13 protein-coding genes are annotated in these 14,260 nt (G+C 72.6%); 3 read left to right on the forward strand and 10 right to left on the reverse strand.

What is annotated here, in order from left to right; translation table 11 throughout:
- Window positions 1-190 precede the first annotated feature (190 nt).
- Window positions 191-2,107, forward strand: a complete 1,917-nt coding sequence (locus C4J65_RS13290) for an AfsR/SARP family transcriptional regulator (RefSeq protein ID WP_115742607.1) — start codon at window positions 191-193, stop codon at window positions 2,105-2,107.
- A 60-nt stretch (window positions 2,108-2,167) separates the two neighbouring features.
- On the opposite strand, the gene C4J65_RS13295 is transcribed toward C4J65_RS13290, so the two are convergent.
- From C4J65_RS13295 to C4J65_RS13325, 7 genes are all read right to left on the reverse strand, one after another.
- Complete coding sequence (locus tag C4J65_RS13295; RefSeq protein WP_003975599.1) at window positions 2,168-2,383, reverse strand: MbtH family protein; 216 nt, start codon at window positions 2,381-2,383, stop codon at window positions 2,168-2,170.
- A complete protein-coding gene (locus C4J65_RS13300) occupies window positions 2,380-3,681 on the reverse strand; it encodes a lipase (RefSeq protein WP_240330415.1) in 1,302 nt (433 codons plus the stop codon). Before C4J65_RS13300 ends, C4J65_RS13295 begins: the two co-directional genes overlap by 4 nt.
- Before the next feature lie 207 nt (window positions 3,682-3,888).
- Window positions 3,889-4,326, reverse strand: a complete 438-nt coding sequence (locus C4J65_RS13305; protein ID WP_115742608.1) for a hypothetical protein — start codon at window positions 4,324-4,326, stop codon at window positions 3,889-3,891.
- Between the two features lie 90 nt (window positions 4,327-4,416).
- A complete protein-coding gene (locus C4J65_RS13310; RefSeq protein WP_115742609.1) occupies window positions 4,417-5,271 on the reverse strand; it encodes a prephenate dehydrogenase in 855 nt (284 codons plus the stop codon).
- A gap of 73 nt (window positions 5,272-5,344) precedes the next feature.
- The gene (locus tag C4J65_RS13315; RefSeq protein WP_115742610.1) at window positions 5,345-5,800 is read right to left on the reverse strand and encodes a phospholipase; all 456 of its coding nucleotides are present in this window, start codon (window positions 5,798-5,800) and stop codon (window positions 5,345-5,347) included.
- Between the two features lie 145 nt (window positions 5,801-5,945).
- Window positions 5,946-6,740 carry an ABC transporter permease subunit gene (locus C4J65_RS13320; protein ID WP_115742611.1) on the reverse strand — a complete coding sequence of 265 codons (795 nt, stop codon included), beginning with the start codon at window positions 6,738-6,740 and terminating at the stop codon, window positions 5,946-5,948.
- Window positions 6,741-6,746: 6 nt separating this feature from the next.
- Window positions 6,747-7,700 carry an ATP-binding cassette domain-containing protein gene (locus tag C4J65_RS13325; protein WP_003975592.1) on the reverse strand — a complete coding sequence of 318 codons (954 nt, stop codon included), beginning with the start codon at window positions 7,698-7,700 and terminating at the stop codon, window positions 6,747-6,749.
- 136 nt (window positions 7,701-7,836) lie between these two features.
- Between C4J65_RS13325 and C4J65_RS13330 the strand changes: the two genes are divergently transcribed.
- Together C4J65_RS13330 and absA2 are read left to right on the forward strand one after the other, a co-directional pair.
- Complete coding sequence (locus C4J65_RS13330; RefSeq protein ID WP_115742612.1) at window positions 7,837-9,567, forward strand: histidine kinase; 1,731 nt, start codon at window positions 7,837-7,839, stop codon at window positions 9,565-9,567.
- An 18-nt stretch (window positions 9,568-9,585) separates the two neighbouring features.
- Window positions 9,586-10,254 carry a two component system response regulator gene (gene absA2, locus C4J65_RS13335; protein ID WP_115742613.1) on the forward strand — a complete coding sequence of 223 codons (669 nt, stop codon included), beginning with the start codon at window positions 9,586-9,588 and terminating at the stop codon, window positions 10,252-10,254.
- Here absA2 and C4J65_RS13340 read toward each other — a convergent pair.
- From C4J65_RS13340 to hppD, 3 genes are read right to left on the reverse strand one after another with little or no spacing between them, the layout of a single operon-like run.
- Window positions 10,244-11,575: a PLP-dependent aminotransferase family protein gene (locus C4J65_RS13340; protein ID WP_115742614.1), complete on the reverse strand. Its 1,332-nt coding sequence runs from the start codon at window positions 11,573-11,575 to the stop codon at window positions 10,244-10,246. The genes absA2 and C4J65_RS13340 overlap by 11 nt on opposite strands.
- A complete protein-coding gene (locus tag C4J65_RS13345; protein WP_115742615.1) occupies window positions 11,572-12,879 on the reverse strand; it encodes an alpha-hydroxy acid oxidase in 1,308 nt (435 codons plus the stop codon). The genes C4J65_RS13340 and C4J65_RS13345 overlap by 4 nt, the downstream gene beginning before the upstream one ends.
- Window positions 12,876-13,952 carry a 4-hydroxyphenylpyruvate dioxygenase gene (gene hppD / locus C4J65_RS13350; RefSeq protein WP_115742616.1) on the reverse strand — a complete coding sequence of 359 codons (1,077 nt, stop codon included), beginning with the start codon at window positions 13,950-13,952 and terminating at the stop codon, window positions 12,876-12,878. Before hppD ends, C4J65_RS13345 begins: the two co-directional genes overlap by 4 nt.
- Window positions 13,953-14,260 lie beyond the last annotated feature (308 nt).

Below are 14,260 nucleotides of genomic sequence, written 5' to 3' on the forward strand. Positions count from 1 at the left end.
GCACAGACCAGCAGCTCCTGACGCAGCGACCCGGACCCGGAGGTGAGCGACATGACGACGAGGCCCCGACCAGCGGTGAACCCGACTGACCCGGACGTAACGGAGTCTTCCTGTCCGCGACACCCGACGGCTCCGGAGAGTTTCGGCACGCAGACATCAGCACAACTTGACGCGGGGGTATCAAGAGGTCATGGATCTTCGGCTGATAGAACCGATATACCAGAGAATCGGCAATGCGGAAGTCTCCCAAAAGGAAATCCCGGCCGCCGGTCTCGAATTCGGGGTGCTCGGGCCACTCGAAGTGCATATGAATGGCCGAGGTCTTACGGTGGGCGGCCCCCGGCAACGGGCCGTGCTCTCCGCACTACTTCTCTCCGCTAATCAGGTCGTATCTTTCGACTCCCTGATAGAGGAGGTGTGGAACGGCCGTCCGCCCAGTACCGCACGCACCCAGGTGGCCATTTGCATTGCCACACTGCGCAAAATATTCCGTACCGCGGGCTGGGAGCAGGAAACCATCATCACGGCCACACCCGGCTACATGCTCAGCCTCGCCGGCCACTCACTCGACTCGCTCCGTTTCGAACAACTGGTCTCCAGAGCCACCGAACTGACGGCGGACGACCGTCCGGCCCCGGCGGCCGAGGCGCTGCGCCAGGCCCTGGCCCTGTGGCGCGGCCCCGCCCTGGGCGGCGTCCACGCGCCCTTCGCCGAGACCGAGGCGGCCCGACTGGACGAGCAGCGCATGCTGGCCGTCGAACAGCACATGGCGTTGCGCCTCCAACTCGGCGAGCACCAGTCGGTCCTGGGCGAACTCCAGGCACTGGTGGGTGCCTGCCCGCTGCGTGACCGGCTGCGCTACTACCTGATGCTCGCTCAGTACCGTGCGGGACGGCGGGCGGAGGCGCTCACGACATTCCGCGACGGAATGCGGCATTCCATCGAAGAGATCGGTCTCGAACTGGGTACCGACCTCCAGTCGCTGCACGACTCGATCCTGCGCGACGAATTCCCACAGCTCGGCGTCCTGGGCATAGCCGCGGCGCGAAAGAACCGGCAGCAGACCGTTCCGAGTCAGCTTCCGGAAAGCGACGCCTACTTCATCGGGCGTAGCCGGGAGCAGTGGTTGATGGATGATGTGCTGCTCGACGGATCGGCGCAGAATCCACCCGCCATCGCCTACCTCACCGGAAGTCCCGGAATCGGAAAGACGAGCCTGGCGATCAACTGGGCGCACCGTGCGGCGCACAGATTTCCCGACGGGCAGCTCTTCGCCGACCTGCGGGAGGGCGGCCCGCTGGAGGTGCTCCACGAGTTCCTGCGCCAGCTGGGGCACGAGGGTCCGCTGCCCGCCGAGCCCGCGGAGGCGGCGGAGCGGTACCGCGGGCTGCTGGAGGGCAGGCGGGTCCTGATCGTGCTCGACCACGCCTCGTCCTACGCCCAGGTACGTCATCTGCTGCCCACGAGCGGCGGGTGCTGCGTACTCATCACCGGCCGGGCCAACCTGGACGAGCTGATGCAGAAGTACCGCACCTTCCGGCTGCGGGTCGCGCCCCTGTCGGACGACGAGGCGCGGGAGACGCTGGCCGGCGTGCTGCGGGACTCACGGGCGCAGGACGTCCCCGAAGCCACCAGCAGACTCGCCGCACTGTGCGGGCACTCGCCGCTGGCACTGCGGGCCGCCGCCGCCAGGCTGCTCACCAAGACGCACTGGCGCGTGCTCGACCTGGTCTGCCGGCTGGAACGTTCGGGCGACCGGCTGGCGGCCCTCAGCATCGGGGACGACTCGCTGCGCGCCCGGCTGGACCGCAGCATGCGGGAGCTGGACCCGAGAGTGGCTTTCGCCTACCGGGAGCTGAGCCGCCTCGGCGACGCGGACTTCGACGCGGCGCAGGCGGCCCAGGTGCTCGGCACCGATCTGCTGGAGGCCGAGGACCTGATCGAGACCCTGGTCGACGCGCAGCTCCTGGAGGCGGTCGGCCGCAGCCGCTGGGGCGGGATGCGCTTCCAGTGGCAGGAGCTGGTACGGCTGCACGCGTCCCACTGCCTGGCTGCCGCGGGGTCCCTGGAGACCGCGGCCCCGGTCGCCGCGGCTCTCACCGACTGAGCCGGAGACGGCGACGGCCCGTACGGCCCCTGCCGGGGACGTACGGGCCGTCGTGTCCGGTCAGTTGCCGGTGCTCATCGCCTCCACGAGGCTCCTGGGCCGCATGTCGGTCCAGTTCTTCTCCACGTACTCCAGGCACGCCTCCCGGTCGGACTCGCCGAGGGCGACCGTCCACCCGGCGGGCACGTCCACGAAGGACGGCCACAGCGAGTGCTGCCCCTCATCATTGACCAGCACGAGGTAGCGGCCGTCTGCGTCTTCGAACGGATTGGTCACGTCGCATTCCTTCCGGGAGCGTCGGGCTGGAGACTCTGCGCGGGTCGCGGACCCTGCCGACCCCGGTCAAGGTACTGAGACCGTTTTTCCATCCGATATCGATCCGTTTTCCCGCGGGCCGCTCGGCGTCCGTGGCTGAGGACCTCCGGGGACTGCCGGGCGGCGGTGTCGAGGCGGGGGCCGTACCGCCGCAGCCGTTCGTCGAGGAAGGCGACCACCAGCTCCCTGGTGATGCGCCCGGCGTCGGCCGCGCCGAGCGTGACCTCCTCGCCCGCCGTGCCGGTGCGTTCGAGGAGCCGGGCGTAGTCGGTGAAGGACAGGTGCCCGGCGCCCCGGACCGACAGCCAGCGGCGCGGTCCCGTCAGGTCCCGCCAGGCCCGCTGCCAGGTGGGGTCGGCGCCGGGCCGGCCGTGCTCGCCCGCGCCGAGCAGCAGGAACGGCCGGTCCACCGGGCTCCTGCCGCCGGTGTGGACGGTGCCGTCCAGGTTGGCCGCGGCGGCGAAGCCGGCGTCGGTGCGCAGCGCCTCGAAGGCACCGGCGCCGCCCATCGAGTGGCCCACCGCCGCCACCCGCGACGGGTCGAGCCGCGGCAGCCCCACGGCGCCCGGCGACGCCAGCAGCCGCTCGCGCACGAAGCGGAGGTCCTCGGCGCGGGTGGCGGCGACCCGTGCGCCGTCCGGGTGCCGTCGGCAGGCCAGGCAGCCGGTCACGCGGCCGTCGGGGTGGCTGATCGCCGGGGCCTCGTAGGCGTGGTCGACCGCGGCGACGGCGTACCCGCGGCTCGCCAGCTCCTCGGCGAGCCCGGTCAGCGACGAGCGGGGCAGCGCGAAGCCCGGTGAGAGCAGGACGAGGGGCAGTCCGCGGGCGGGCGCGGGCAGCGGCGGCGGGGCCGTGCGCGCGTGGACGCGGATGCGGCCGAGCAGGTCGGCGGGCACGCCCTCGACCTGGTGGAAGCGCAGGATCAGCGCCGACTCCCGGGCTGTGACGTACGCGGCGCGCGGCGCCCGCGAGGGCAGCGCCGGGTACCAGAGCGAGAGGGCCAGCTCGCGGTACCGGCCGGGGTTCCAGGGGTCGCGCCGGGAGGTGTCGCGCAGGTATGCGGTGCGCACGCCGACCGGCAGGGCGCCGGTCGGCGCGGGCAGGGCGGGCGCGGTCCACGCGGCGTCGGCGGCCGGTGCGGGCCGTGCGGCGGCCGTGCCGGGGACGCCCGCGCCGAGGGGCACGAGGGCCAGCAGCAGGGCCGCCAGGAGGGCCGCGCACCGGCGCGTCGGACGTCCGGCTCCCATCACGTTCGGCATCAGCGCTCACTTCGTCGGAAGCAGGAACACCGATCACGCTAGGAGTGCAAAACACGAGGTGGAAGCGGCAACGGCGGTTTCATCACCTTGGTCGTCACAAGTGGATGCGATCTCCGTGGGCCGGCCGGTGAAGCGCCTGGACTTCCGTCGTCCGCCGTGCGCGCCGGCCCTGTCCTTTCGACAGGGCCGGGCCCGCGGGCGGGAGCGTCACATGAAGACCATCGTGAGGTGGGTGTCCGCCACGCCCGTGACGTCCTTGGGGCCGTACTCCGACTCGGTCGGGTCGTAGTCGAACTCGACGTAGGGCTTGTCGGTGAAGTGCGGGCAGGCCAGGGTGCTGGTGCTGGAGTCGGGTCCGGACGCCGTCTCCCAGTCGATCCACCAGCCCACGCAGCCGGAGTCCCCTCCGTTGAAGGGGCCGCCGGGCTTGAGGTCCTCGACGTGGCCGGTCACCCGTACCTCGCCGTCCTCGACGCAGACGGTGATCTCGCCCCGGCCGAAGTCCTCGGTCTCGCTGTCCGTGACACAGCCGGACGCGGCGGGCACCGCGGTTCCGGTGGGCGCGGCGGAGGCGGTCGTCGTCGGGAACAGGGCGGCCGCGCCGATCGCGGCGGTGAGGGCCGTGGCGCGCAGGATTCCACGCATGGTCGTGTCCCTTCCATCGGTGATGCCGGATGACGGTGGTGGCTCCGGTCCTCGGGGTGCCGGGTCCGCGGCGGTCCGTCGTCCCGGGGCTCAGGGCGAAGGGATGTGCGGCTCCCGGATACGGGCACGTCCGGCCACGCCGAAACGCAGGGTCTCCCGCAGCCGGACCGGGCCGTCGGTGTCCCCGGACCGGGCGGCGTCCCGCAGTTCGCGGGCCATCGCCTGCGCCTCGGCCGCCCAGTCGTCCAACTGGTCGGCGACGGGACCGGCGTTGGCGGTCAGGATGCGGGCCCAGCGTTCCGGGTTGGCGTCCGCGGTCCTGGTGACGTCCCGCAGGTCCTGGCCGGCGAGCCGTACGGCCGACTCGTCGCCGCCGAGCAGCCGCGCGGCGACCAGGCTCGCGACCAGGTGCGGGGCGTGCGAGACGAGGGCCACGGCGCGGTCGTGGGTCTCGGGGTCCAGCAGCACCGAGACCGCCCCGCACAGCGCGACCAGTTCCAGCGCGCAGTTCAGGGCGAGGTTCCCGGTGGACTCGGTGGGCGTGAGGGCCCAGGGCCTGCCGTCGAAGAGGTCGGCGCGCGGCTGGACCGGGCCGCCGCCGCCGACCACGGGGGCGCCGCCGACCAGGGAGGTCAGGTCGCAGCCGTGCGCCCTGACCTCCCGGTACAGCCGCACCTTGACGCCGGAGACGTCGGTGTAGCAGCGGGCCGTGCCGAGCTTCTGGTGTTCGGCGAGCACCGGCGCGACCTGGTCGGGCGGCACCGCGAGCACCGCGATGTCGGCCTGCCGCGGCGGTGGCGCCGCGAAGCCGGCCCCGCAGCGTTCGCCGGCCAGCGCCGCCTCGGGGTCGGTGTCGGTCAGGTACGTGGTCACGCCGTGCCGCCGCAGCGCGAGCCCGACGGAGCGGCCGATCACACCGGCGCCCACGATGACGACGCTGCGCATGCGTCTTCCCCTCCTCGGCCCGAGGCCCGCGCTGCTCTGCTCGGCTCGGCAGGCTCGGTCGGCTCGGCTCGGCTCAGCCGAAGATCTTGACGGCCTGGTAGTAGGTCCAGGCGGTGCTGTTGCAGGCCGTGTTCTTCTCGCCGGTGTAGGCGGTGCAGACGCGCTTCATGTCCTCGTAGAAGGCGCTGTCGATGCGGCTCTTGTTGGCGTCGAAGCTGCCCGCCGCCTTGTAGTTGCGGTAGCCGAAGTCGTGGCGGGCGCAAGCCGTGTTGAACGGGAAGCCGAAGGGGTTGTCGGGTGCCTGGGTGCACAGGTCCGTGGACCAGTCGAACTCGTAGGCGGCCCAGGCGGACTGGTTCCGGTCGGCCGCGAGCCAGGCGTTCTGGCTGGACGCGCTGGTCTGGGTGAAGGAGGCGAGCACCTCGGGCTTGTCCGCGGGGGCGGCCTGGGCGGGCGCGGCGGCGACGCCGAGGGCGAGCGCCGCACCGAGGGCGGCGAGTGTGGTCCGGGTCCTGGTCGTGGTGCGCACGGGCGGCCTCCAAGGTGGGGGGCGGATACGGCTCCACCACCTTGGCCGGGCCCGCTATGGGCCCCTTATCGCACCGGTATCGACGAAGGGGCCGTGCTCCGGCAGCCGGAGCACGGCCCCTTGGGGAGCCAGGACGGGCGGGGCTTCAGGCGTCGCGGCGGCGCAGGACCGCGGTGCCGGCGGCGTAGGCGGCCAGCGCCCACAGCAGGAGGACCAGCAGCGCGGTACCGGCGCCGTAGGGGTCGCTGTCCTGGGTCAGCAGAACGGTACCGGCGACGCTCGGCATGTAGTCCGAGGCGGTCTCCAGCCACTTGGCGCCGACGACGCCCATCAGCTGGGGCAGCGCGAGCAGGATCATGATGAGGGTCGTGATGGTGCCCGCGGCGCTGCGCAGGACGGTGCCGAGCCCGATGGCCATGACGGCGAGGAGGGCCAGGTAGACCCCGGCGCCGAGCGCGGTGCCGAACAGCTGGCCGCTGCTGTAGTCGCCGTAGTGGCCCATCAGGGGCGCGGCCACCAGGGTGCCCAGCAGGCTGAAGACGATGCCCGCGGCGACCACGACGGCGGCGACGACCAGGGTCTTGGAGCGCAGCATCCGGCCGCGCGCGGGCACGCTCTGCAGCGTGGTGCGGATCGAGCCGCTGGAGTACTCGCTGGTGAGGACGAGGGTGGCGAGGACCACGATGGTCAGCTGGGAGATGAGGAAGGCCTGCGAGGCGTGGTGCGGGGCGGGCATCGTGACGTCGACGCCCTTCTTCGCGCTGGCGTCGGCGGAGGCGCCGACCATGGCGGCGAAGCCCACGGTGAGCAGCAGGCCGACGGCCAGGTTCCACCAGGTGGCCCGCACGCTCCAGAACTTGGTCCACTCGAACGCGACGGCGCCCTTGAAGCCGCCGCCCTTCACGGGACCGACGAGCTTGGGGACGGTTGTAGTAGTCATATCCAGTTACGCCTTCTGGTGGTCCGGGACTTCGGTGACCTGGGAGAGCGCGGGAGAGCCGTACTCCACGCTCGCGGCGGTGAGTTCCATGTACGCCTGTTCCAGGCTGGCCTTGCGCATGCTGAGTTCGTGGATCGGAACGCGGTGGTGGAAGGCGAGGTCGCCGATCTCCTCCAGGGTGCCGCCGACGACGAGGAGTTCGTCGGGCGCGGAGTCCGCGTTCGGCTCGACGCGCAGCCCGAACTCCAGCAGCTCCCGCCTGAGCACGTCGGGCTGCGGGGTCCGCACCCGTACGGCGGTCAGCGAGCTGCCCGCGATGACCTCCTCGATCGGCGCGTCCGCGATGATCTTTCCGCGGCCGATGACCAGGAGGTGGTCGGCGGTCTCCTGCATCTCGCTCATCAGGTGACTGGACACGAAGATCGTCCTGCCCTCCGCCGCGAGGGACCGCATCAGCTCGCGGACCCAGCGCACACCGTCCGGGTCCAGTCCGTTGACCGGCTCGTCGAAGAGCAGCACCTTGGGGTCGCCCAGCAGGGCGGCGGCGATCCCGAGCCGCTGGCCCATACCGAGGGAGAAGGAGCCGATGCGCTTGTTCGCCACCTCGGACAGGCCCACGGTCTGAAGGACCTCGCCGACCCGGGACGCCGGGATCCCGTTGCTGCGGGCCAGACCGAGCAGGTGGTGCCGGGCCGAACGGCCGGGGTGGCCGGCGCGGGCGTCGAGCAGCGCACCGACCTCCCGCAACGGGTGCCGCAGCTCCTCGTAGCGCTTGCCGCCCACCAGGGCCCGCCCCGAGGTGGGCGCGTCCAGACCGACGATCATGCGCATCGTCGTCGACTTTCCCGCGCCGTTCGGGCCGAGGAATCCGGTGACCTTTCCCGGATTGATCTCGAACGAGAGGTCCGAGACGGCCGTCTTGTCGCCGTACCGCTTGGTCAGTCGGTCCAAAGTGATCATCGCCTGGTGGCTCCTTCCAAAGTCACGTCCTCAACGCTAGGGAGGGGCAGGGGCCCGAAACATCTGGCGATCGGCAACGGCCGCAGTCGACTTTCGGCAGATCCGGCGGCCGGGGCCGCTCTTGTAGCGTGCTGGAATGCACCGATGGCAGGCCGTGCGCCGACGAATCGAATCGCTTGTACGGGTCCTTGGTTCCGAGCGCCCGTTCACCCGGCGCGCCGATCTCGTGCTGCTGCTCGTGCTGCTCGTGCCCTCCGCGTTCGCCACCGGGACGCTCGGGACCGCGCCGGTGGCCTGGCTGGCCGCGTGCCTGCTCATCGCGGCCGCGGTCGTGGTGCAGCGCACCGCACCACTGCTGTCCCTGCTGCTCGCGGCGCTGCTCACGCTGTTCTATCCGTGGTTCGGGGCGAACCTGTGGCCCGCGATGGCGACGGTGGTGCTGAGCTGCCTCGCGGGCCGCAGACTGACCCGGCTGTGGCCCGCGCACCTGGTGTTCCTCTGCGTCGCCGTGGCCGGGCTCCTGCTGGTGGGCACCGTCGGCCAGGGCAAGGACTGGCTGAGCCTGCTGATGACCGAGTTCGTCGCCGGTGTGCTGCCCTGGTGGGCGGGCAACTGGTGGAGCCAGCGCAGCGCGCTGACCCACGCCGGCTGGGAGCACGCCGAGCAACTGGAGTGGCGCCAGCGCTACATCGCCGACCAGGCCAGGATGAAGGAGCGGGCCAGGATCGCGCAGGACATCCACGACTCCCTGGGCCACGAGCTGAGCGTGATGGCCCTGCTCGCCGGCGGCCTGGAGCTGGCCCCCGGGCTGTCGGAGCAGCACCGGGAGTCGGTGGGCCAGTTGCGGGAGCGCTGCACGATGGCCACCGAGCGGCTGCACGAGGTGATCGGGCTGCTGCGGGAGGACCCCAATCCGTCGCTGACCCCCGCCGACGAGTCCGTCGCCCAGCTCGTGCGCCGCTTCCAGCGGTCCGGTACGCCGGTCCGGTTCCAGGAGGACGGGGCCCGGGAGCGGCCGGGCACGCCGCTGCTGTCCGACCTCGCGGCCTACCGGGTGGTGCAGGAGGCGCTGACCAACGCGGCCAAGCACGCGCCGGGCGCCCCCATCGACGTACGGGTGACGCACACCGTGGACGAGACGGTGGTGTCGGTCGTCAACGAGCGGCCGGAGCAGGGCGGAAGCGTCCCGGCGGCCGGGAGCGGGTCGGGGCTGATCGGCCTCGACGAGCGCGTCCGGCTCGCGGGCGGCACGCTGCGCACGGGCCCGCGGGCGGGCGGCTTCGAGGTGTACGCGCGACTGCCGCGCGGCGCCTCCTCGCCGTCGCGGTCCGTCGAACCGCCGGGTCCTGGCACGCCGGGGCCGACCGACGGGGACGACGCGGCCGGTGGCACGGGCGACGGCCCGGTGCCCGGCCCCGCGACGGCCGGGAAGGAGGGGCGGGCCGCGGCCGGCGCGGCGGACCTGCCCGCCGCCTCCGGGCCGTGGCGCAGCGCCTCCCGGGCCGCGCTGCTGCGCACCCGGGCCCGGATCAGGCGGGACGCCCGGCGGGCCGCGCTGATCCCGGCGGTGCTCGGCGTCGCCATCGTGGCGTTCCTCGGCGGGCTCTACGTCTTCACCTCGGCGACCACGTCCCTCGCCCCCGAGGACTACGCCCGGATCCGGGTGGGCGAGACCCGCGCCGATCTGGCGCCCGTGCTGCCGGAGCGCCGGATCAGGAAGCCGCCGCCGGTCACCTCCGAGCCGTCCGTCCCGGCCGGCACGACCTGCGAGTACTACCGGGCGAGCAGCGGTCTGCTCGACTTCGGCGGCGCCATGTACCGGCTGTGCTTCAAGGATGATGTCCTCATGGCCAAGGACACGCTCTGACCACCAGGGAAGGATCGGATGATTCGCGTACTGCTCGCCGACGACGAGACCATCATCAGGGCCGGAGTTCGCTCCATCCTGACGACCGAGCCGGGCATCGAGGTGGTCGCCGAGGCGGCCGACGGGCGGGAGGCGGTCGAACTGGCCCGCAGGCACCGGCCCGACGTGGCCCTGCTCGACATCCGGATGCCGGAGATGGACGGCCTGACGGCCGCGGGTGAGATGCGGACCACCAACCCGGACACCGCGGTGGTCGTCCTCACCACCTTCGGCGAGGACCGGTACATCGAACGGGCCCTCGACCAGGGCGTGGCCGGGTTCCTGCTCAAGGCGTCCGACCCGCGGGACCTGATCTCCGGCGTACGGGCCGTGGCGTCCGGCGGTTCCTGCCTCTCCCCGCTGGTGGCGCGGCGGCTGATGACCGAGCTGCGCCGGGCCCCCTCACCGCGCTCGGAGGTGTCGGGGGAGCGCACGACGCTGCTGACCAAGCGGGAGCAGGAGGTCCTCGGCATGCTGGGGGCCGGGCTGTCGAACGCGGAGATCGCGCAGCGGCTGCACCTGGTCGAGGGCACGATCAAGACGTATGTCAGCGCCATCTTCACCCAGTTGGAGGTCCGCAACCGGGTGCAGGCGGCGATCATCGCGTACGAGGCGGGACTGGTGAAGGACAGCGACCTCAACCGTTAGACGGCGCCCGGTCCTTGACGAAGCGGGCCAGCCGCGTCGCCCCCTCGGCGGCGCGGTCGGTGGTGAGGTAACTGCACGACAGCCGGATCTGCCGGTCGCCCGCGTCGTCCAGGTGGAAGTGGCGCATCGGCGTCCAGATGACGCCGTACTTCTCCGCGGAGACGTCCAGCGCGGCCTCGTCCGCCTCGAAGGGCACGTCGAGGGTCAGGAAGAACCCGCCGTCGGGATCGTTCCACCGCACTCCGTCGGACTCCGGTGAACCGGGCGGCAGTTCGGCGGCGAGGGTGTCCCGCAGGCACCGCATCGTGGACTGGTAGTGGCGGGCCGAGGCCTCGTTCGCCGCCCGCAGTCCCCCGCCGTTCTGCAGCAGCAGTCCGGCGACCGCGGCCTGGCTCAGGGTGGGGGTGTTGACGGTGACCATGCTCTTGACCTTGGCCAGTTCGTGGGCGAGCAGACCGGGCGGCCGCCCCTCCGCGCCGGCCACGAGCTGGTCGGCGACGACGAAGCCGACGCGGGCGCCCGGGAAGGCGGTCTTCGCGAAGGACCCGAGGTAGACGACGCGCCGTTCGGTGTCGAGGGACTTGAGGGTGGGACGGCGCACCCGGCTGAAGACCCCGTAGGGGTTGTCCTCCAGGAGGAGAAGGTCCAGCCGCGCGGCGGTGTCGAGCAGGGCGGTGCGGGCCTCGCGGCGCATGCTGACGCCGGTCGGGTTGGAGCAGTCGGGCACGACGTACAGGCACCTGGCGCGCCGGCCGCTCGCCTCGATCTCCCGGACGGTGCGTTCGAGCCCTTCCGGGCTCGGTCCGTCGGTGGTGCCGGGCACCGGTACGACGGGGATGTCCAGCAGGCCGGCCGCGCCGGTGATGCCGACGTAGGCGGGGCTGTCGACGAGGAGCACGTCGTCCGGTCCGGTGAACAGCGCGCGCAGGGTGAGCAGGACGGCCTCCTGGCAGCCGACCGTCACCACCACGGAGGCGGGGTCGACCGTCAGGTCCTCGTCCACCTCCAGCATGCGGGCGACGATGTCCCTGATCTGCCCGGCGGTCTCGCCGTACTGGTAGAGCGCGGTGCGGACGCGTTCCTCGGAGTGGCCGCGCTCGCGCAGGTGGTCGAGGTAGGTCTCGATGTACCCGGGGACGCGTGCGACGTCGAAGTCCCCCTCGTAGGGGCGCCCCGGGGCGAAGGAGATCGCCTGCGGGTAGCGGAGGGTCACCTCGTTGAGGAAGTTCATCGTGTCGAGCAGCGGGGCGGAGAGGCTGGGGTGCAGGGCGGTCCGCGCCAGGACGCCGTCCCGGTCCGTGCGCGCTGGGGTGGTGGTCATCCGTGGCTCCTGTCTCGGTGCGGCGCCGGTCGGGGCGCGGTGGGCGGGCCGTCGTGCGGCGGGCCAGGGTGTGGCGGGCCGGGGTACGGCGGGGCCAGGGTGTCCGGGCCGATCGTGCCGGTCGCCGCGTGGCCGGTGAGCACCATCGTGTCGGCGAAGTCCTCGGTCAGCAGGGTGAGCATCCGGCGCACGCCCGCGGCGCCTCCGGCCGCCAGCGCGTACAGCGCGGGGCGCCCGACCAGGACGGCACGGGCGCCGAGCGCCAGGGCGGCCAGGACGTCGGCGCCGGTGCGGACGCCGCCGTCCAGGAGGACCGGGCAGCGGCCGCGCACGGCGGACACCACCTCGGGCAGCGCCTCCAGGGTGGCCGGTGCGCCGTCGAGTTGGCGGCCGCCGTGGTTGGACACGACGATGCCCGCGACGCCCGCCGCGACCGCGGCCTCGGCGTCCGGTGCGGTCAGCACGCCCTTGGCCAGCACCGGGAGGCCGCTCGCCACGCCCAGGCGGGCCACGAAGGACCAGTCCAGGCGGCGGTCGAAGGCGAGTCTGCTGTGCGCGCCGGGGCTCGCGCTGCCGGCCGCCGCCGTGCCGGTCAGGTTGGCCGGGACGATGTGGGAGGGGACGGAGAAGCCGTTGCGCAGGTCGCGCAGTCGGCGGCCGGTGAACGGGGTGTCGACGGTGAGCACCAGCGCCTGGTAGCCGCTGTCGCGGGCCCTGCGGGCCAGGCCCAGGGTGGTCTCGTGGTCGCGGAAGCAGTACAGCTGGAGCCACAGCGGTGCGCTCGCCGCGTGGGCCACCTCTTCGAGACTCCGGCCGGCGAAGGTGCTGACGACGAGCGGGAGTCCGAGCGCGCCCGCCGCCGCGGCGGTCGCCGGTTCGCCGTCGGGGTGGGCGAGTTCGTGGTAGGCCACCGGCGCGATGCCCACCGGCGCCGGCCACCGGGAGCCGAGCACCTCCACGGAGGTGTCCGGCTCCTCGATGCCGGGCAGGGCCCGGGGCCGCAGCCGTACGGCGCCGAAAACGGCCTCGTTCGCGGCGAGGGTCCGCTCCCGCCCCGCGCCGCCCGCGATGAAGTCCCAGGTGGCGGCCGGCAGTTGCCCGTGAGCGAGCCGCGCGAAGTCGTCGAGCGTGAGCGGCTCCAACGCCCGGACACCGGCGCCGCCCGCCGGGCTCCCGGCCTCCCCCGGTGCCGGCGCCCCGGACCCCCCGGGCGCCACCGCCCCGGGGTCCACGGTCGCCACCGCCCCGGGGTCCGCGGGCGCCGGGCCCTCGGGGTCCGCCGGGCGCCGGACGGCGGGGGTCATCGGCCGGCCACTTCCCGCTCCCGCTCGACGGCCTCGTACAGGGCCTTGATGTTGGAACTGCCGAAGCCCCGGGCGCCGTTGCGCTGGATGTACTCGTAGAAGAGGGTGCCGCGCGGGTAGGGCGAGCGGGTGAAGATCTGCAGCAGGTAGCCCCACTCGTCGCGGTCCGCGAGGACGTTGGTCGCGCGCAGGTCCTCGATGGCGTCGGCCATCGCGCCGACCCGCTCGGTGAGCAGGTCGTAGTAGGCGCCCGGGGTGCTCAGGAAGGCCACGCCGCGGTTGCCGAGCGACCGGACCGAGTCGACGATGTCGTCCACCAGGAAGGCCAGGTGCTGGACGCCGGGCCCGTCGTGGGCGCTCAGGAACTGGTCGATCTGGCCCGGCACCCGGGTGTCGTCCGGCTCGATGAGCGTGAAGGTGATGCCGCCGCCGGCGTTGCGCACGACGATGGAGTCCATCGCCTGCTCGCCCACCTCGATGTACTCGGAGGAGTAGTAGGGCATGTCGAAGGCCGCTTCGTAGAACTCGGCGGTGCTCCGCAGCGTGCCGGACTCCAGGCAGACGGCCACGTGGTCGAGGAGGGGCCGCGGCCCCGTGCGGCCCGTGGCGGCCGGGAGAAGCGCCCAGTCCCGGTCGGGCGGCAGCAGCCCCGCGCCGTCCCCGCCGCCCGCCGGGACCAGGGTGTGCCGGATGTCCCCGAAGCCGGAGACGGTGGCGAACCACGCGTCCTGGCCCGCCCGGTGGGAGGGCGTCGGGGTCTGCAGCGCCTCGGCGCCGGCGAGGACCGCGCGGTCGAAGCAGGAGCGCACGTCGTCGCAGCCGAAGGCGAGGTCGGCGATGGAGTCGCCGTGCCGCTCCACGTACCGGGCGACCGGGGTGTCCGGCGCCAGCGCCTGGGTGACCACGAGCGTGACCTCACCGCTGCGCAGCACGGTGGACCGGCGGTCGTGGGTGCCGGTGGCGGGGCCCGCCACCGCCAGGGGGACGAAACCGAGGCTGTCGACGAGGAAGCCGGACGCCTCCCGGTCGTCCGCGACGTACAGCTCGGCGTACGCGATGTCACTGGGCGGCATGGCGGCTCTCCAATGAATGAAGGGGAAATGAAGGGAGCACTGAGGGAGCGCCCACCGGGAAAAGGGAAATGGACCCTCACCCTCTCCGGCAGCAATGAGAAATGCGCGTGGCCACACTCTACAAATGACCCGTATAACCTCGCTATCGACTGGTTATCAAGGCTCCTACCTGCGGTTATCTACTTGCATAAGGATATTGACCAGCTCGTCGCGACCTTGCTAGCGTCCCAGTTCGCTCTCAATTGAATGCCGTCCGGTAAACACCGCACGGGCACACATCTTGTTCGTTTTGCATGGTGAGGAGACAG

Origin of the sequence: Streptomyces sp. CB09001, assembly GCF_003369795.1 — a bacterium.
GTDB lineage: Bacteria > Actinomycetota > Actinomycetes > Streptomycetales > Streptomycetaceae > Streptomyces.